The sequence below is a fragment of the Sphingosinicella microcystinivorans genome (assembly GCF_003634215.1).
Classification (GTDB): domain Bacteria; phylum Pseudomonadota; class Alphaproteobacteria; order Sphingomonadales; family Sphingomonadaceae; genus Sphingosinicella; species Sphingosinicella microcystinivorans.
The window spans coordinates 733,895-751,588 of record NZ_RBWX01000007.1; the positions used below are offsets into that span (position 1 = coordinate 733,895).

The following is a 17,694-nucleotide window of genomic DNA, read 5'->3' on the forward strand; positions in this document are numbered from 1 at the left end:
AAACGGTCATGAGAACAGTTCTGATTGCCTCCGCATTGATGTTCGGCGTTGCCGGAATGGCGAACGCCGCGACCCCGGCCCAACCTGCGAGCGCGCCGCTCCCGGTCTGCTCGAAAACGGTGAAGGACCATTGCACCGACGCGCATGCCGCGAAAGGATCGGCGCACAAGAGCAACGCCAAGACTGCGAACACAACCCAGAAGTCCCCAGCCCGCGAGTAGCCCCCCGACTTGCGGAGATCTCCGGGGGTTCAGCATCGCCCCCGGAGATCACTCCTGCCGGAGCGCTGCTTCGGCGGCTTCGGAGACCCGGCCATGATCGCGCACCCTTCACGCGCCTGGATCACCGCAGGGGCAGCGGCCACGCTCGGCCTTCTCCTTTACGCGGCGCTGGGCCAGAGCGTGATCAACACCGGCGGCAGTGGCGCACTTGTTCCCGGCCTCACGTTCGACAACGCCGTCGCATCCGAACCAGCCCTTGTCGTGACCAGTGTCGGATCAGGCAGTATCGCGGCCGCGGCAGGCGTTTCGGTCGGCGATCAGGTCCTCGCCGTTGATTCGCTCCCCATGACCTCACTGGACCAGGTCAGGCAGCATCTGCATAATACGCCGGAGAACATGGTCTTGCTGCGTGTTCTTCATGATGGTGCCGTCCGATCCGTACTGATCCGGCGGGACGGAGATCGCAGGTATGGTGCACAAAATTCTGCTGGTTGAGGACGACGCGCCGACCGCTTCCTATATCGCCAAGGGCATGACCGAAGAGGGCTTTACGGTCGATACGGCAACAAGCGGTCGCGACGGCCTGTTTCTCGCCAGCGACGGCGGCTACGACGCGATCGTCCTTGACCGGATGTTGCCTGGCATGGACGGCATGGCGGTACTCGGCGCGCTGCGCGCGGCAGGTATCGAAACACCGGTGATCATCCTCTCGGCACTCGGCACGGCGGAAGACCGTGTGACCGGGCTCACGGCCGGCTCCGACGATTATCTGGTGAAACCCTTCGCCTTCGCCGAACTTCTGGCGCGCGTACGATTGCTCCTTAGAAAGCGCGGCGCGGGCACCGTCGTCGTTACCAGTCTCGTCTATGACGATCTGGAGATGGACCTTTTGTCACGGCACGTGCGCCGCGCCGGCCGAACAGTCGATCTGCAGCCCAGGGAGTTTCGGCTCCTGGAGTATTTCCTGCGCCATCCCGATCAGGTGATCACCCGCACGATGCTTCTGGAAGGCGTTTGGGATTATCACTTCGACCCGGGCACGAACGTTATCGACGTTCACATAAGCCGGCTTCGGCGAAAGCTTGAGGACACGACTGACACGCCGTTGCTTCACACGATCCGCGGCGCGGGCTACCGTTTCGGAAGTGCGGGCTGAACGGCATCCATGCGCCTGCCACGCTCAACGATCGCGCGGTTCACTGCCCTTGCCTTCCTGTTCCAGTTCCTTGTCACTTGCGCTGCGGTGTTGTTCGTACAGGAAGCCAGCCAGCGCGTGCTTGCCGCCGAGGAACGGGATCTCGTTACCGAACTGCGTGATGAGCTGAAGCTTGCCTATAATGCCGGAGGCCTTCCGGAGCTGCAGCGCGTCATTCGGGAACGCCTTGGCGCTGTGGAAGGCGGAAACGTGGTGATCCTGCTCGCATCGCCGGAGGGCAGGCGCATTGCCGGAAATATCGGCGGCTGGCCGCCCGTGCTTCCCGATTCCGCATCGTGGCGCGCGATAGAGTTATATCGGATCGGCGCTGAAGCGCCCGAACCGATGGGTGTCGCGACATTGCGCCTGCCCGGGGGAGAACGTCTTCTGGCAGGGCGGGTCATCACATCCGTTACACGGCTGAAGGCTGTCAACGGCGATACGCTCGCCGCTGCGCTGCTGGTCGGCGCTGCGCTCGCGATCGTCAGTGCGCTCGGTATTGGACGCTTGCTGTCACGGCGGCTGAAAACCATAGCTGCGACAGCCTCCGCAGTCGAGGGCGGCGCCTTTGCACAACGCGTGCGCATTACCGGCAGCGACGACGCATTCGATTCTCTGTCGCGTGCCATCAACGCGATGCTGGATCGCATAGAAGCACTCGTATCGCAGCTCAGGATGATGACGGACGGGCTTGCACACGACCTGAGATCGCCTGTCACACGCATGAAATCCGTTCTCGAAAGCGCGATCCTCGAGGTGCGCGATCCCATCAGCCTGGGGGCGCTCGAGCGTGTTTCCGTGGAGGCCGAGACCTTGCTGTCCATGCTGACCACGGCGCTCGTCATCAGTCGCGCCGAGGCAGGCATCGGACGCGATCATTTCATGGACACAGATGTTTCATCCCTGCTGTGCGATCTTGCGGAAATCTATGGCCCGGTCGCCGAGGAACAGGGGTTCGTGATCGAAGTGCGAGAGGATGCGCCGCTGCGTGCGGCCTTGCACCGCGAGCTCATCAGTCAGGCGATCGGCAATCTCATTGAGAATGCTTTGAAATATGCAGAAGGGGGCAGCCGAATTGTCCTTTCGGGAGCCCGTGAAGAACACACCATGCGCATAGACGTTGCCGATGATGGTCCAGGCATTCAGGTGCAGGACCGGGAGCGAGCACTTCGTCGCTTCGGTCGGCTTGACCCGGCGCGACATGTTGCCGGGTTCGGGCTGGGCTTGTCGCTGGTGGAGGCTGTCGCGCGCTTGCATGGGGGTGCGTTGTCGCTGGAGGATAATGCACCTGGCCTACGTGCCGTTCTGCGGCTTGACGTTTAGGGTCTTACTGTTTCGCTGCCCTTGCGGGCTTCACGTAAGGGACAAATTTTCCGAGCCCGAGCGAACCGACCTCCATGTGCGTACCGGAATCGAGCAGCCGCACGATGTCCACGGAGCAAAGCTGGTCGGAGTGTGTGTTCGTCACCAACACGTAATCTCGGCGTAGTGAGGAAGCACCAGAGTCAGGTTGGTTCACATAGACCGTACCGTTCGCCATTTTATAGACGATCGCCTTGCCGTCGATAATTTGAGATGAACGAATGTCTCGCTGCATAAGGCAGTCCTGGGCCTTTCCTTCCACTCGCCCCTCGATCGCGCGCGCGAGTTGCTCGTCAGGCGTTTGCGTTTTCGCATTCACGGCTGTGCTGGACGCCAGAATCGCGCCGGAGAGAAGGAATACGAAAGATCTTTTCATGACGACGTTCCTTTTCGTTCTGAACTCGGCTTAGAGTGCGCTTCCGTTCTTTCCACGACGATGACTTCAACATGAAAAAAGATTCATCAATTGAAGCAAGTGCGAAAATTGGTCATTCTCGTACGTTGCTATTCGGAACAATAGAGAGAATTCTATGGCGTTCGAAGTACCGCATCACTCGCGGGTGAAGGTGACCACCAGTACGTCACGATAAGCGGGAAGCGCCGGATCGACAGCATTTATCTCCGTCACGCCGTGCAGGATACGGTGATCGTCGAGCAGTACGGCGTCGCCGGGATCGCTCAACAGGAAGCTTCCGAGGTTTGTTCCGTCCGGCGCTCTGATCACGGTCAGGCCGTCGCGTACATTCCGCCGGCAGAGTAGAATGACGAACACCCAGTCCACCCCGTCGCGGTGGAGCCCTTCCGGGGTCGGTCTGCCGATATGGCCGGGCGTGGTCTCGATCCGGAACTGATGGAATTCGATACCCCAGCGTGAGTCGGGTGTTCCGGTGTCCGCTGCTGAGAAGAGCTCGGAACAGAGCGCGAGGAGCGCGCAGGTGACGGGATGCTCCTCGGTCTCGGCCAGCACCGGATCGAACCAGCGCTGCACTTCTCCATTGAGCGGATTATAGTCCCGGCTCTGAAAATGCGGCTGATGCGGCTTGCGGGTCAGCTGCCCATCGGCATGAGTGAAGGCGGCATAGCGCCGCCGGCGATAGCGCCCACCATCGGCCATATAGCGATCCTGGCCGAGATCGTCCCACAGCGCGCCAAAACTTTCCCAGTGTGCGACGGTGTCTTGGCCCAGCAGGCGCAGCATCGTCGCCGCGCCAAGCCGGACGAAGCCAGGATCGCGCAGCCCATCGAGGATGGCGTCCCGCGTCGTCCCCGGCGGCAATGAGTTGACATCGTTCAAACGCTTACTCCAGCAGCAGTTTCGGGCTTCGGCCCGGTCAGGCGGGTTCGGACATGACCCCCGGACCGGACGGCGGAAGCCGATCGCCAAGTGACTATAACGCTTCATCATTCCGATCGCGATGGTGGAGTCGGCGACCTCCTTCTCCCTGAACACCTCGCGAATCGTCTGAAAATCCTCATCACGTCCGGCATCGCAATGGAGCGATTGATCGAAGGTTGTAGGCGCTCGCGTAGAAGACTTGATTGAGAAATGGCATACTCTCGGCTAGGCATGAAATGGGCTCTTGTCGAATAAGACAATTGGGGAGGAGGGTCCAGAATGCAGCTCAGTCATTTCGACCTCAATCTTTTGCGTGCGCTTGACATATTGCTGGCTGAACGCAACGTCACCCGCGCGGCCGGGCGGCTCTGCGTAACCCAACAGGCCGCGAGCAGCGCACTGCAACGTCTGCGGCGGCATTTCAATGATGAATTGCTGACGCGTGTGGGACGCAACCTGGAGCTTACGCCGCTCGCTGTTTCCCTTGTCATGCCCGTCCGCGAGGCGCTGCTGAATGTGCAGGCGGCGCTCAGGACGCGGCCCCAGTTCGACCCGGAGACTGCAGCCTTCACATGGCGCATCGCTATGAGTGACTATTGCCTCCATGTCGTCCTGCCTCACCTTATTCAGCATCTGACAATGACGGCGCCACAATTACGGTGCATGGTCGAAACGCTGACTCCTGCGAGTTTCGAACGTCTGGAGATGGGAGAGCTCGATTTCTGTCTCACCGCGCACGATATGCGCCTCTATGGATCGCACAGGCCGAGTCGACATATTCGCACGATGGCGCTCTTTCGCGATGATTTCGTTTGTGTTGCCGACCCTGCCCACGTCGATATCGCCAATGGTATGTCGCTCCGAACATATCGGAAGGCCCGTCACAACACGGTTGATTTCGGCGAGGATCTTAGAACGATCGTCGAAAGCGCATGGGCAGAAGCAAAGACCGATTTCAACATCGCGGTGATGGTGCCCAATTTCGCCGCACAGATCTTCATGCTTCCCGGAACGCCGCTGGTGGCGACCTCGCAGCGACGCCTTGCCAATACGCTTGCGCCGCGTCTCGGCCTTGCCGTCGCTGAATGTCCAATGAAATTGCCGCTCCTTCAGGAGATCTTGTTCTGGCATGAACGCACGGAACAGGATCCCGCTCGGGTATTTATCAGAGAGACCTTCGAACGCGTCATCGGCGAACTGGGAGAGGAGCCGCCTCGCAGGTACAACTGAAATTTGTATGAGGCATCCGCCGATATAGTTTCCGCCTCATCGGACCCGACTTCATGCTCTTCCTCAATAAGAAAAGCTTGAGGGAGGTGATCAACAATGAAGCGATCGATTCGTTTCCGTACAATTGCGGGTATTGTCGCCCTTGCATGGCCGAGTGCCGTTCAAGCCCAGATCGATAAGGAAGCTGAATCCAAAGATGGATTGGGCGTGGACGAGATCATCGTCACCGCGCAAAAACGATCCGAAAGCGTGCAGGATGTACCGCTGGCCGTTTCCGCGGTCGGCGGCGCGGCACTTGACCGATTGGGTGTCAGCAATCCACTGCAACTCGGTGCCACCGTGCCGAACTTCAACCTGCAGACCAACAGCGGCGTGACCTACATCTATCTGCGCGGCGTCGGGAACAATTTCCTTGGGCTCGGCATCGACAGCAACGTCGCCTACCACGCCAACGGTGTCTACGTCGCCCGCCCCCGTGCACAGGTGATGAGCTATTTCGATGTTGACCGGATCGAGGTCGTCCGCGGCCCACAGGGCGATCTCTACGGGCGCAACGCTACGGGCGGGTCAATCAATGTCATCACCCGCAAGCCAAGCGACGAATTTTCCGCGAATGCCACGCTCAGCATCGGAAACTACGGACTGGTGCAAGGTGAATTCGGTGTCGGCGGGGCGGTGGTGCCCGACAAGGTTTCGGTCCGCGCGGCCGGGTTCATCATGGACCGTGGCGGTTACGGAACGAACGACGCGACCGGTCGGGACGTCGATAACCGGAAGGAACAGGCAGGCAGGCTGACGGTCGAGTTGACACCGAGCGAACCCTTGTCGATCGAGATCATCGCCGATTATTTTCATGCTGACGACGCGTGGGGTGTTGTTCATCAGGCCGGCAGCGGCATCCCTGGCGCGCTGACGCTTGCCGAGGCCTTTGGAAATTTCCCCAGCCGCATCCGCAACGTCGTCTCCGGCGTCGATCCGAACCGGACGATCCGGGCCTGGGGCATTCAGGGAACGGCGACGCTCGACGTCACCGACAACATATCACTGAGGTCGATCACCGCCTATCGCAAATCGCGCTTCACCGCTCTTGACGAGCTGATTGGGACGAATCCGTCGATGGGCGCGATTTCACAGCTCGAAAAACAGCACCAGTTCAGCGAGGAGGTCCAGCTTCTCGCTGACGGCACCGGGTGGGATTTCATTCTCGGCGGTTACTACTTCACCGAAAAGGTCGACGGCTTCATACATATTCCGCTGTTCTTTGATCCGGCCGCGCAGTTCGATCAGCGCGGGACCGGCGACACGAAGGCCTATGCCGTGTTCGCGCACGGTTCGTGGGAGTTCGTGCCCACGCTCAAGCTGGTTCTCGGTGCACGCTACAGCCATGAAAAGCGGACGTCCGAGGGCGTGTTTACCGCGCCTTTTGACCCAATTCCGACAGGCGGGCGCAAGAGCTTCAACGCGTTTACGCCGAAGGCCACGCTGCAGTTCGAGCCTTCGGATAATCTAACGCTCTATGGCGGCGTTTCTAAGGGCTTCAAGAGCGGAGGCTTCACGATCGGCGTACCGGGACCTGGCGTCGATCCCGAGAAGCTGTTGAGCTACGAGGTCGGAGCCAAGGCGCAACTCTTCGATCGCCATTTGACCGCGAATGTCGCCGCCTTCTGGTATGATTACAAGGACATGGTTGTGACCCGCATCGTGGGCGCGCAGACCGTGGAGGAGAATGCCGGAAAATCGACGATCAACGGCATCGAATTCGAACTCACCGCGCGACCCACGGATCGGTTGCGTATCGATGCCTCGCTCGGGCTTCTGGATGCGAAGTTCGACAGTTTCACCACGCCCGATCCGCTCAACCCAGCTGCAGGCCCGATCTCGCTCGCAGGCAACCGCCTGCCAGGTTCTGCCGAGTATACGGCACGGATCGGCGCGCAATACGACATCCCGATCGGCGATGCTTCAATGTTCAGCGTCAACGGCGATGTCTTCTTTTCGGGCGATATGTTCTTCGACCCGTACGAGCACAGCGGGTCCTATCAGTCCTCCTACGAGACCTATAACGCGTCCCTGACCTACGACAGCGGTCAGTGGTGGACGGTAACGCTCTGGGGCCGAAACCTCACCAATCGGACGATCGTTTCGAACCAGCTCATCTCCGCGGATTTCTGGGGATATCCGCGCCTCACCTATCTGCGCGATCCGCGCACTTACGGGGTCGACTTCAAAGTGAAATTCTGAGGCTGCAATGGCGATCACGGGTATCGAGTCTTTAGTTTACGGCGTCGACGATGTCGCGTCTGCCACGCGTTTCTTCGAGGATTTCGGGCTGCCTCTGAAAGAGCGGTCCGAAATCCTCGGGCACTTCGTGCTGAACGAAGGGTCGAGCGTCGTCATCCGCCACCGCGAGGACCCCGCACTGCCCACCACGGCGATGGAAGGCATCGGGGTGAGGGAAGTCGTCTGGGGCGTGGATACGCCGGATGCGCTGGAAGCGCTCGCGGCCAGCCTCGCGAAATCCTGCGATGTGCGGCGTGACGCGGAGGGAACCGTCCGTTTCCACACCAGTTTCGGGCTTGCTATGGGGCTGCGGCATTTCAACCGGAAGCCGGTCGTTTATGCACCCGATCCGGTGAATGCGCCCGGTCGCATCAATCGGCTCAACCAGCATCGAAAATGGCGGGAACGGGCACGTCCAAAGGTGATCTCGCATGTCGTCTTCGCTGTGCCCGATTATGAAGCCGGCTATGCCTTCATGCGCGACGAGCTCGGTTTTCGTCTGTCGGACAGTCAGCGCGGGTTCGGCATGTATCTTCGCTGTGACGGATCGAACAATCATCACAACCTGTTTCTGCTCAACGCCAATGCGCCATTCCCCGACATGGACGGCAAGCTGCGCTTCCATCACGCGAATTTCGGCGTGGAAGATATCGACGAGATCATGGCCGGTGCGAACCACATGGTTCGCAAGGGCTGGGCGCATTCGCACCTCGGGCTTGGCCGACACCGCATCGACTCAGCGCTTTTTTACTATCTACCCTGTCCCGCTGGCGGGGAGGCGGAATACGGCGCCGATGCCGACTATGTGGACGACAACTGGGTCCCGCGTGACTGGCAGGAGCCGCTCTTCGGCTTCGCGCATTTCGTTCACAACCTGCCGCCTTTCCTCCAGCAGCCGCCGGCCTGGAACGTCCGCTACATGACAGAAGAGACGCCGCAGGTGTCCGGGGGCAAGCAGTAATGGCCGTTATCGAGAAAGCCCTGCTCATCGGCGGCGGCATCGGCGGACTGGTTGCGGCGCGCGCGCTGCGACAGCGGGGCATCGCGGTCGATCTGATCGAACGTGAACCGCGCTGGACCGTCTATGGCGTCGGGATCATCCAGCCGAACAATGCCCTGCGGGCACTCGACCGCGTCGGACTGGCGCAGCGCTGCCTGGAGCAGGGAGGTGCCTTCGGCGGCTGGCGCATTCACGACGCGAACGGTAATGTCCTGCTCGATCCCCCCGGCGACAACAGCGCGGCGCCTCATCTACCGTCCAACAACGGCATCACTCGGCCGAGACTGCATGATATCCTGATCCGGGGCGCGGAGGAGGTGGGGACGGATATCCGGCTCGGCACTACCGCGATCTCATTTCGCGACGACGGATCGGGGGTCGACGTAACCTTTAGCGATGGCAGCGTGCGCCGGTACGACCTGGTGGTCGGTTACGACGGCGTGTTTTCAGAAACCCGCCGAATGCTGTTCGGCGACACCTACAAACCGCGCTTCAACGGCCAAGGTGTGTGGCGGTACAATTTTGAGCGAACGGAGGATGTCGATACGGGCCAAGTCTACTTCGGGCCCGAGACCAAGGTTGGCCTCGTGCCGATGTCGCCCACACTCATGTACATGTTCATCGTGACGGCGGAGGCCGACAGCCGCTGGTATGACGGTCCTACCGCAGCGGAGGAGATGCGCTCGCGCCTCAACGGTTATGCCGGGCCGATCGCGCGCCTATCCCAGCTCATCACTGATCCGGCTGGCGTTGTCTATCGGCCGATGATGAACCATCTGGTCGACGATCCCTGGTACAGGGGGCGTATCCTGCTCGCCGGGGACGCCGCGCATTCCACCACGCCGCACCTCGCGCAAGGCGCGGCGATGGCCATTGAGGATGCCGTTCTTCTCGGTGAGCTTCTCGGTGGCGCGGAATCGCTCGATGCTGCGCTGGCGGAATTCATGCGTCGCCGTTTCAGCCGGGTAAAATATGTGGTCGATACCTGCGACCAGCTTGTGGAGTGGGAGCTGGAGGAATGGCGCGGAGTCCACAATCCGGATGCAGATCAGGGCGGTTTGCTGCATCGTGCCACGCATGCCCTGATGGCGGAATATTGAGGAGGTGGACATGCCCTTTCTCCGAAATTGCTGGTACGTCGCGGCGTGGAGCGATGAGGTTCCCGACGAAGGTACGTTCAACCGACGTATTCTAAACGATGATATCCTGTTTGCACGCGGCAACGACGGCATGTTGCGCGCGATGCGTAACCGTTGCCCACATCGCTTCGCCCCGCTTAGCCTGGGAGAACGCGTCGACGACGTGATCGAGTGCGCCTATCACGGGCTGAAATTCAATCTGAACGGGCAGTGCGTGCTGAACCCGCACGGCGGCGGGCAGATTCCACCCAATGCCAGGGTGCAGACCTACCCTGTTGTCGAGCGGCATATGCTGGCGTGGATATGGATGGGCGAGCCAGCCAAAGCGGACCCGTCGACGATTCCCAATCTCGTCGGCCTCGATCCCGGACGCTTCGCGATAAACCGCGGTTACATGCATACGCCCGCCAATTACGAATACATGACCGACAATATCATGGACCTCGGTCACATCGAGTTCCTTCACAAGGGGCTACTCGGCAGCGAAGCCGTGCGCCACGCAGAGGTCGACGTGGCGCGGGAGGGAAACGTCGTTCATTCCAATCGGCTGACGCGCAACGAGATCCTGCCGATGGCGCTCGAAGTGCTTTACGAGACCAGCGGCGAACCGGTGGATCGCTGGCTCGATGTGACCTGGTATCCGCCCGGTAACATGCAGCTTGTCGTTGGCGTGACGGCCGCTGGCGAGCCCGAACGGATCGGCCGGGAAACGCCTGGCGTGCATCTGATGACCCCCGAAACGGACGAAAGTACCCATTATTTCTGGTCAAACGCCCGCGATTTCCGGCTCGACGACGAAGCCTTGCACGCGGCGCTTGATGAGGGGTTCCAGATTGCGTTCGAACAGCAGGACAAGCCGATGATCATGGCGCAGCACGGTGCCATCGGCGGTGAGGACTTCTGGGATCTACATCCGGTCATTCTCGAAGGTGACGCCGGGGCGGTGCGCGCGCGGCGCATCCTTCGCAAGCTTATCAAAGACGAACAGGTAGCCGGATAATGGCGAAGATCATCATTTCCTGCGCGGTGACGGGCAGCGCGCACGTTCCCAGCATGTCGGATGCGCTACCGCTGACGCCGCAGCAGATCGCCGACCAGTCGATCGCAGCCGCCGAGGCGGGCGCGGCGATCCTGCACCTTCATGCGCGCGTTCCAGAGGACGGGCGTCCGACAGGTGATCCGGACGTTTATGCGCGCTTCCTGCCCGTCATCAGACAGGCGACCGACGCCGTGATCAACATCACGACGGGCGGCGCCGTCACAATGACCGTGGCGGAGCGGCTGGCGGCGGCGGCGCGGTTTAAACCCGAGATCGCCTCCCTGAACATGGGATCGATCAACTTCGCCTTCTTTCCTGCAGCGGCGCGGATCAAGAGCTGGAAGCATCCGTGGGAAGAGGCCTATGTGAAGAATTCGGATGACTATATCTTCCGAAACACCTTCCGCGACATTGCCTATATCCTGGAAACGATGGCGGACGCGGGCACGCGCTTTGAGCACGAATGCTACGATGTCGGCCATCTCTACACGCTTGCCCATTTCCTCGATCGGGGGTTGGTGAAGCCGGGTTTCTTCGTCCAGATGGTGTTCGGCATTCTGGGCGGAATCGGCGCCGATCTCGATAACCTCATGTTTATGAAGCAGACTTGCGATCGGCTGTTCGGCAAGGGCCGCTATCAATGGTCTGTGCTTGCCGCGGGGCGGCACCAGATGCCGTTCCTCACCCAGGCTGCGCTACTGGGTGGTCACGTCCGCGTGGGTCTGGAGGACAGCCTGTTCATCGAGCGCGGCGTGCTCGCCGCATCCAATGCCGAGCAGGTCGAGAAGATAAGGCGTATCCTCGCCGAAATGGGCCATGAAGCTGCGACACCCGCCGAGGCCCGCGAGATGCTGGGCCTGAAGGGCGGCGACAGGGTGGAGTTCTGATCATGGGGCGCAAGATAATCGATCTCTCAATCTATCTCGAAAACGACGTGATTTCCGATCCGCCTCCGTTCCGGCCGAAGATCGACTATATCGATCACAAGACATCCGTGCCCGATCTGGCGGGGTTCTTTCCGGGCCTGAAACCCGAGGATCTACCAGATGGTGAGGCCTGGGCGATCGAGCGAATCGAGCTCATCACGCATAATGGCACGCATCTGGACGCGCCCTGGCATTTCGCCTCGACGATGAACAAGGGCGAGCGTGCTATCACGATCGATGAGGTGCCGCTCGACTGGTGCTTTCAGCCGGGCGTGAAGCTCGATTTCCGCCATTTCGATGACGGCTATGTCGTGACGGCTGCCGATGTCGAAGCGGAGCTGGACCGGATCGGTCACAGGCTCTCACCGCTCGAAATCATTGTCGTCAACACGGCTGCAGGCAAGCGCTACGGGCAGGACGACTATGTGACCGCCGGCTGCGGCATGGGTTACCAGGCCACGATGTACCTGCTCGAGCGCGGCGTTCGCCTGACAGGTACCGACGGGTGGAGCTGGGATGCGCCGTTCGTCCATACGCGGGAGAAATACCTGGAGACGGGGAATCCCGGCCTCATCTGGGAAGGCCACAAGGCCGGGCGCGACATCGGCTATTGCCACCTCGAAAAACTGCATAATCTCGAAGTCTTACCCTCGACCGGCTTCACCATCGCCTGCTTCCCGATGAAGATACGCGCCGCTTCCGCAGGCTGGACGCGTGCTGTCGCAATCATCGAGGACTGACATGATACGAGCCGATAATCCGCTGCGCGATTGGCGTGTCGATCCGTCGGCAATCCGCTATCTCGGCCGGGATCTCCAGCGCCCCGAATGCATTCTTGCCGAGAAGGACGGCACGCTGTGGAGCGCGGACGCGCGGGGAGGCGTCATGCGCATCGGCAGCGACGGCTCACAGCAGCTCGTCGTCCAGGAAGCAGACCCGCATTTCGATATTTCCGTTGACGCTGCCGGGAGCCTGCTCGGCGGTACATTGCCAAACGGTCTCGCCTTCGCACGCAATGGCGATATTCTCATTTCGAATTTCGGAACCGACCGGCTGGAGGTAATGACGCGCGACGGCAGGACCCGCGTGCTCGCCGACAGCATCGACGGCAAGCCGATGGGCAAGGTCAATTTCGTGCTGCGCGATAGCCGCGATAGGCTGTGGGTGACGATCTCCACGAACATCAATCCATGGAGCGACGCGGTCACTCCCGCGCTGGCGGACGGCAGCATCTGCCTGATCGACAAAAAAGGCTCGCGCACCGTTGCGGACGGATTTCATTTCACCAATGAAATCCGTTTCGACGCGGCGGAAGAATGGCTTTATGTCGCTGAGACGACGGCCAAGCGTGTCACGCGCCTGCGCGTGCAGCCCGACGGATCGCTGACCGATCGCGAGGTTTACGGTCCCTCCAGCCTCGGCGACGGCGCAATCGATGGCATCGCGTTCGACGCCTACGGCAATCTCTGGGCCACGATGGTTTTCGCCGACCGCCTCGTGGCAATTACGCCCGAAGGCGACCTCCTCGAACTGCTTGCAGACGGCAATCCGTCCGCAACAGCCCGCTTCGAGGCCGAATTCGCGTCCGGGTCACCGGTCAGTTTCGACACGCTGATGGCGTGCGGCGGCACGATCTGCCCGTGGCTCGCCAGCATAACCTTCGGCGGCCCCGACCTCAGCACGGTCTATCTCGGCGGTCTACGAGCAACGCGGATACCCGCATTCACGAGTCCCGTCGCCGGTTTGCCGATGGTGCACTGGAATGAAGGCATCGGCCCCCGGAGAGGCAGCGTCGCATGAGTTTCCTCAGGAACTGCTGGTATGTCGCGGCTTGGGCCGACGAATTGAATGACGGCATGCTCGCGCGCACCATCATTGGCGATGCGGTGCTGTTCTGGCGCGCCGATAACAGATTGTTTGCCGTCGCCGATCGTTGTCCGCACCGTCTGGCTCCGCTGAGCATGGGCTTAGTAGACGGTGGCACGGTGCGCTGCGGCTATCATGGGCTGGTGTTCAATGGTGCTTCGGGGGCATGCACGCACAACCCACATGGCTCAGCGACAAGCGTACTTTCGATTCGCACCTATCTGTGTCTGGAACGTCATGGAATCGTCTGGATCTGGATGGGTGACCCCGAACGGGCCGACCCGGATGATGTCCCCGCCATGAGCTTCATCGATAATGCCGGCGAGCACGCGTTCAGCAAGGGCTACATGTACACGGCAGCCGGCCACAAACTGCTTGAAGACAATATACTCGATCTCTCCCACGCCGATTATCTCCACCCCGATACGCTGGGCGGGGGATCGATCACGCGCTCACGCGCAAAGGTTGAAGAACGCGGCCACACCGTGTTCGTGCGCTGGTTCACGAGCGGTGAACCCGCGATTCCGATATTCCGTCCGGAAATGCCTGATCCGATGATGCAAACGGACATGTGGACCGAGGTGGTCTGGCATCCAAACGGCGTGATGATCCTGCGTGTTGGCGCGACACCGCTCGGCCGCGCGCCCGAACAGGGCATAGATACGTGGAACGCGCACATCATGACGCCTGAAACGCTGACCACGTCGCATTATTTCTACTGCAATTCGAGGAACTACAAAACGGACGACGCCGCATACAACGCGGCGATGGCCGCCGGACTACGCACCGCCTTCGAGCAGGAGGACAAGCCGATGATCGAGGCGCAGCAGCGAGCGCTCGGCGATGCGGAACTGTTCGATCTAAAGCCTGCGCTACTTGCCATCGACAACGGTTCGACGCGCGCGCGACGCATCTATCAGCGGCTTGTGGCGGACGAAGCTGCTGCATCATCTCAACGCGTCTGAAGGAAACACGATGTACGAACCGTTCCCTGGAAACTACGTCTGGAATCTCGGCGTCAATATTTGCCTTTGTATGGGCGGCGCTATCGGCGAGATCGACCGCGCTAACGACGAAGTGCGCGAAATCGCGCGCGAGGGCGCTGACAAGGGAACGGCGGCGTTCTTCGAAAGCTGGGGCCGAATGGCTGATCGGTTGGTTGAACTTGGCGAGGAATGCGAAGCGGCTGGTCATGATCTGAGCGCGGGCGAAAAATACCGCCGTGCCACCGCTTATTACATGACTGCGGAGCGCATGCAGGCGCGTGACTACGAACCGCGCAAACAAATGTATCGCAAGATGCTGGAGACGATGCAGCGCGCGATCGACAAGTCTGGCCTGGGCTGGGAACGCGTCGAAATCCCGTTTGAAGGCGCGCACTTTCCCGCACTGTTCATCCCGGGGGAAGGCGAGGGGCCGCGCCCGACCATGGTTTTCTGCAACGGTCTCGACAGCGTAAAGGAAATGATCGCGTTGTCGATCGGCGATACCTTCGCCCGGCGCGGCATTTCGGTTCTCGCGGTCGATCAGCCGGGCGTCGGCGAGGCGCTGCGCCTCAATGGGCTGCCCGCGATCCACGATACAGAGCGCTGGGCTGGTGCGGCCGTCGATGCTCTGGAATTCCGGGGCGATGTAGACAAGGACGCCATCGGTATGATGGGCTGGTCGCTTGGCGGTTATTACGCGCCGCGTGCCTCCATCTATGAAAAGCGCTTCAAGCTGTGCGTCGCATGGGGCGCCAACCACAACTGGGGCGAACTCCAGTCGCGCCGGCTCAAGAACGAAGGCGAAAACCCGGTGCCCCATTATTGGGATCACGTCATGTGGGTGTGGGGCCAGCCGGACATGGAAACCTTCATGGCCTTGATGCCGAAGGTGACGTTAAACGGTCATATGGACAAGATGACCGTGCCGTTCCTTATCACGCACGGGTCAAACGACAGGCAGATACCGCGCGAATATGCCTACCAAAGCCGCGATCAAGCCGTGAACAGTCCTTGTGTGGAACTCAGATTGTTCTCCGAGCGAGAGGGGGGTGTGGAACATTGCAGCGCCGATAATATGGAGCCCGTCAAATCCTACATCGCGGATTGGGTGCGGGACCGTTTCTCTGAGCTTGATGAAGCGAGTTGACGCCATGTGCGCGCGCCGGTTGGTGGGTTGACAGCGCTAATCAACACGATCCGTTCTGAAAAAAAGCACGCGAATCGTCAGTAAGAGGTGGCCTCATTCAGACGCTCCCGCAATGAATCGATGTTCGCTTTCGGAACGATGAAATGTACTGAAAAATGTCCAATATGCCGCATGATCGATTATGGCGGAGATGCAAGGATATAATCCACGGAACACAACCACTTGGAGATAAGAAGCGCTAGGATTATAGCCGAAAGCTGGCGCGATGATTTTTTCCGGGTGGCAATCGTCATTTTGGGATTACATTGGATCGGCGTTCACTTGTCTTGGACCCGTGTCACGCATGATGTGAGGGGTAACCTAGCCCGATAGATGGTCGATGATGAGGCTCTGAATGAGTGGTTTTGCCGGGAGGTGCTCCCTCTCGAAGGCCCTCTCACGCGCTTCATCCGCCGAAACTGGCGGGTTGCCGACGACGTGATGGATCTCAGGCACGATGTCTATGAACGGGCGTTCACCGGAGCACGCAAGGAACTGCCGGTGAACACGCGGCAATATCTGTTTACGATTGCGCGCAACCATCTGATCAATTCGGCCAAGCGTGCACGAATTGTCTCGTTCGAGCATGTTGCAGACCTCGAGACGGTCGATAGCGACATCGATCTGTTCGAAGCCGAGCGTCACCTGACAGCGCGCGAAAGTCTGCGCCGTGTGCTTGCTGGACTCGAAAAGCTGTCGCCGCGGGTGCGCGAAATCGTCGAGCTCCGAAAGATTGAGGGCCTGACCCCGCAGGAAACCGCTGATCGGCTCGGCATTGGCAAGGACGCGGTCAGCGGTCAGCTGGTGATGGGGATGAAGGCGCTCGCGAGCCATATGCTTGGCGGCACTGGTCGGGTCGTGCGGCCGCGTTACGGCGCGCGCGGGCGCGGAGAGCAATCATGAGCCGGGCCGAACATGCCGCCGACCGCGCGGCGCGCTGGGTTCTGGCGCAGGAAGAAGAGAGCTGGAGTGCCGCTGACCAGGCCGAATTCGACGCCTGGCTGAGCGAGAGTGATGGGAACCGCACGGCCTATCTACGGTTGCGTCATAGCTGGCGTGAAGCCGATCGTATCTCGGCGCTGGGTCGGAGCCTTCCCGAACCTGCCGAACGCGTCGCATATCGTCCGCCTTGGCGCCGGTATGTGCCTTTTGGCATTGCTGCTTCAATCGTGCTCGCGCTTGGCGGCACCTATCTCTACCGGCCAGAGGCGCTGCAGCCGGAGACCGAGCAGGTCCTTGGCGCCAGCTATGCGACGCCGGTCGGTAGCCGCAAGATCATCGCCTTCACCGACGGGAGCAAAGTGGAGCTCAACACGGCCTCGAAGGTGCGCACTGCGGTGCGACCCAAAAGTCGGGAGGTCTGGCTGGATCAAGGCGAGGCTTTCTTTGAAGTGGCCCGCAAGGAAGATCAGCCGTTTATCGTCTATGCGGGGAATCGTCAGATTACAGTTCTCGGAACCAAATTCTCGGTACGCCGCGATGGAGAAAAAGTGACGGTTTCGGTGCTTGAAGGGCGCGTCCGTGTCGATGAGATCGAACAAGGTCAGGCTGTACGCTTTGCGGTTATCGTCGGCGGCGACATTGCAATCGCGCGTGGGTCTGCGACGCTCGTTGCCTCGCACTCGGAGCAGAAGGTAGAGGATGCACTTGCATGGAGGCGCGGTATGCTGAGCTTCGATCGGTCGAACCTCGGCGAGATCGCCACTGAATTTAACCGCTACAACGCGAAGAAGCTCGTCGTCGTCGATCCAGAGACTGCCGCGCTCAGGATTGGCGGAATGTTTCCTTCGAACGATCCCGATGCTTTCGTGCGGGTGCTGAGCGAAGCCTACGGGCTCAAGGTCGAAGAAACACCGACCGAGGTCAGGATCACGAACTGATAGCGTACGCCGCCTGCCATCATTGCCGAGCTCGCAATCGGGTCGAGA

At 60.4% G+C, this 17,694-nt stretch carries 18 protein-coding genes; 16 read left to right on the forward strand and 2 right to left on the reverse strand.

Features of this window, described 5'->3' with window-relative positions; genetic code table 11:
* Positions 1–8 precede the first annotated feature (8 nt).
* From DFR51_RS18700 to DFR51_RS03735, 4 genes are all read left to right on the forward strand, one after another.
* Positions 9–221 (forward strand): hypothetical protein, encoded by a 213-nt coding sequence (locus DFR51_RS18700; protein WP_126494674.1) that lies wholly within the window; start codon positions 9–11, stop codon positions 219–221.
* 93 nt (positions 222–314) lie between these two features.
* The gene (locus DFR51_RS03725; RefSeq protein ID WP_121047676.1) at positions 315–716 is read left to right on the forward strand and encodes a PDZ domain-containing protein; all 402 of its coding nucleotides are present in this window, start codon (positions 315–317) and stop codon (positions 714–716) included.
* Positions 691–1,377, forward strand: a complete 687-nt coding sequence (locus tag DFR51_RS03730; RefSeq protein ID WP_121047677.1) for a response regulator transcription factor — start codon at positions 691–693, stop codon at positions 1,375–1,377. Before DFR51_RS03725 ends, DFR51_RS03730 begins: the two co-directional genes overlap by 26 nt.
* Before the next feature lie 9 nt (positions 1,378–1,386).
* Positions 1,387–2,739 carry a sensor histidine kinase gene (locus tag DFR51_RS03735; RefSeq protein WP_121047678.1) on the forward strand — a complete coding sequence of 451 codons (1,353 nt, stop codon included), beginning with the start codon at positions 1,387–1,389 and terminating at the stop codon, positions 2,737–2,739.
* A gap of 4 nt (positions 2,740–2,743) precedes the next feature.
* Here the strand turns inward: DFR51_RS03735 and DFR51_RS03740 are convergent, their stop codons facing one another.
* Positions 2,744–3,154: a hypothetical protein gene (locus DFR51_RS03740; RefSeq protein ID WP_121047679.1), complete on the reverse strand. Its 411-nt coding sequence runs from the start codon at positions 3,152–3,154 to the stop codon at positions 2,744–2,746.
* A 174-nt stretch (positions 3,155–3,328) separates the two neighbouring features.
* Positions 3,329–4,072: a 2OG-Fe dioxygenase family protein gene (locus tag DFR51_RS03745; RefSeq protein WP_243445612.1), complete on the reverse strand. Its 744-nt coding sequence runs from the start codon at positions 4,070–4,072 to the stop codon at positions 3,329–3,331.
* 321 nt (positions 4,073–4,393) lie between these two features.
* On the opposite strand from DFR51_RS03745, the gene DFR51_RS03750 reads away from it, so the two are divergent.
* The 12 genes from DFR51_RS03750 (at position 4,394) to DFR51_RS03805 (ending at position 17,646) form a co-directional block, all read left to right on the forward strand.
* Positions 4,394–5,344 (forward strand): LysR family transcriptional regulator, encoded by a 951-nt coding sequence (locus DFR51_RS03750; RefSeq protein ID WP_121047680.1) that lies wholly within the window; start codon positions 4,394–4,396, stop codon positions 5,342–5,344.
* Positions 5,345–5,551: 207 nt separating this feature from the next.
* Positions 5,552–7,585: a TonB-dependent receptor gene (locus DFR51_RS03755; RefSeq protein ID WP_170151741.1), complete on the forward strand. Its 2,034-nt coding sequence runs from the start codon at positions 5,552–5,554 to the stop codon at positions 7,583–7,585.
* 7 nt (positions 7,586–7,592) lie between these two features.
* The gene (locus DFR51_RS03760) at positions 7,593–8,585 is read left to right on the forward strand and encodes a VOC family protein (RefSeq protein WP_121047682.1); all 993 of its coding nucleotides are present in this window, start codon (positions 7,593–7,595) and stop codon (positions 8,583–8,585) included.
* A complete protein-coding gene (locus tag DFR51_RS03765; protein WP_121047683.1) occupies positions 8,585–9,724 on the forward strand; it encodes an FAD-dependent oxidoreductase in 1,140 nt (379 codons plus the stop codon). Before DFR51_RS03760 ends, DFR51_RS03765 begins: the two co-directional genes overlap by 1 nt.
* A 10-nt stretch (positions 9,725–9,734) precedes the next feature.
* Positions 9,735–10,763 (forward strand): aromatic ring-hydroxylating oxygenase subunit alpha, encoded by a 1,029-nt coding sequence (locus tag DFR51_RS03770; protein ID WP_121047684.1) that lies wholly within the window; start codon positions 9,735–9,737, stop codon positions 10,761–10,763.
* Entirely contained in the window at positions 10,763–11,689 is a 927-nt protein-coding gene (gene kce / locus DFR51_RS03775; RefSeq protein ID WP_121047685.1) for a 3,5-dioxohexanoate:acetyl-CoA acetone transferase, read from the forward strand. Before DFR51_RS03770 ends, kce begins: the two co-directional genes overlap by 1 nt.
* 2 nt (positions 11,690–11,691) lie before the next feature.
* On the forward strand, positions 11,692–12,468 hold the full coding sequence (locus DFR51_RS03780; protein ID WP_121047686.1) for a cyclase family protein: 777 nt from the start codon (positions 11,692–11,694) through the stop codon (positions 12,466–12,468).
* Between the two features lies 1 nt (position 12,469).
* Positions 12,470–13,528: an SMP-30/gluconolactonase/LRE family protein gene (locus tag DFR51_RS03785; protein ID WP_121047687.1), complete on the forward strand. Its 1,059-nt coding sequence runs from the start codon at positions 12,470–12,472 to the stop codon at positions 13,526–13,528.
* Entirely contained in the window at positions 13,525–14,559 is a 1,035-nt protein-coding gene (locus DFR51_RS03790) for an aromatic ring-hydroxylating oxygenase subunit alpha (RefSeq protein WP_121047688.1), read from the forward strand. The genes DFR51_RS03785 and DFR51_RS03790 overlap by 4 nt, the downstream gene beginning before the upstream one ends.
* A gap of 10 nt (positions 14,560–14,569) precedes the next feature.
* Entirely contained in the window at positions 14,570–15,727 is a 1,158-nt protein-coding gene (locus tag DFR51_RS03795; RefSeq protein WP_121049714.1) for an alpha/beta hydrolase family protein, read from the forward strand.
* A gap of 372 nt (positions 15,728–16,099) precedes the next feature.
* Positions 16,100–16,669: an RNA polymerase sigma factor gene (locus DFR51_RS03800; RefSeq protein ID WP_121047689.1), complete on the forward strand. Its 570-nt coding sequence runs from the start codon at positions 16,100–16,102 to the stop codon at positions 16,667–16,669.
* On the forward strand, positions 16,666–17,646 hold the full coding sequence (locus DFR51_RS03805) for a FecR family protein (protein ID WP_121047690.1): 981 nt from the start codon (positions 16,666–16,668) through the stop codon (positions 17,644–17,646). Before DFR51_RS03800 ends, DFR51_RS03805 begins: the two co-directional genes overlap by 4 nt.
* Positions 17,647–17,694 lie beyond the last annotated feature (48 nt).

What these genes read in the sequence shown, in the direction of transcription:
- DFR51_RS18700 (WP_126494674.1), top strand. Translation starts at nt 9, where the DNA reads ATGAGAACAGTTCTGATTGCCTCCGCATTGATGTTCGGCGTTGCCGGA.
- DFR51_RS03725 (WP_121047676.1), top strand. Translation starts at nt 315, where the DNA reads ATGATCGCGCACCCTTCACGCGCCTGGATCACCGCAGGGGCAGCGGCC.
- DFR51_RS03730 (WP_121047677.1), top strand. Translation starts at nt 691, where the DNA reads ATGGTGCACAAAATTCTGCTGGTTGAGGACGACGCGCCGACCGCTTCC.
- DFR51_RS03735 (WP_121047678.1), top strand. Translation starts at nt 1,387, where the DNA reads ATGCGCCTGCCACGCTCAACGATCGCGCGGTTCACTGCCCTTGCCTTC.
- DFR51_RS03740 (WP_121047679.1), bottom strand. Translation starts at nt 3,154, where the DNA reads ATGAAAAGATCTTTCGTATTCCTTCTCTCCGGCGCGATTCTGGCGTCC.
- DFR51_RS03750 (WP_121047680.1), top strand. Translation starts at nt 4,394, where the DNA reads ATGCAGCTCAGTCATTTCGACCTCAATCTTTTGCGTGCGCTTGACATA.
- DFR51_RS03760 (WP_121047682.1), top strand. Translation starts at nt 7,593, where the DNA reads ATGGCGATCACGGGTATCGAGTCTTTAGTTTACGGCGTCGACGATGTC.
- DFR51_RS03765 (WP_121047683.1), top strand. Translation starts at nt 8,585, where the DNA reads ATGGCCGTTATCGAGAAAGCCCTGCTCATCGGCGGCGGCATCGGCGGA.
- DFR51_RS03770 (WP_121047684.1), top strand. Translation starts at nt 9,735, where the DNA reads ATGCCCTTTCTCCGAAATTGCTGGTACGTCGCGGCGTGGAGCGATGAG.
- kce (WP_121047685.1), top strand. Translation starts at nt 10,763, where the DNA reads ATGGCGAAGATCATCATTTCCTGCGCGGTGACGGGCAGCGCGCACGTT.
- DFR51_RS03780 (WP_121047686.1), top strand. Translation starts at nt 11,692, where the DNA reads ATGGGGCGCAAGATAATCGATCTCTCAATCTATCTCGAAAACGACGTG.
- DFR51_RS03785 (WP_121047687.1), top strand. Translation starts at nt 12,470, where the DNA reads ATGATACGAGCCGATAATCCGCTGCGCGATTGGCGTGTCGATCCGTCG.
- DFR51_RS03790 (WP_121047688.1), top strand. Translation starts at nt 13,525, where the DNA reads ATGAGTTTCCTCAGGAACTGCTGGTATGTCGCGGCTTGGGCCGACGAA.
- DFR51_RS03795 (WP_121049714.1), top strand. Translation starts at nt 14,570, where the DNA reads ATGTACGAACCGTTCCCTGGAAACTACGTCTGGAATCTCGGCGTCAAT.
- DFR51_RS03800 (WP_121047689.1), top strand. Translation starts at nt 16,100, where the DNA reads ATGGTCGATGATGAGGCTCTGAATGAGTGGTTTTGCCGGGAGGTGCTC.
- DFR51_RS03805 (WP_121047690.1), top strand. Translation starts at nt 16,666, where the DNA reads ATGAGCCGGGCCGAACATGCCGCCGACCGCGCGGCGCGCTGGGTTCTG.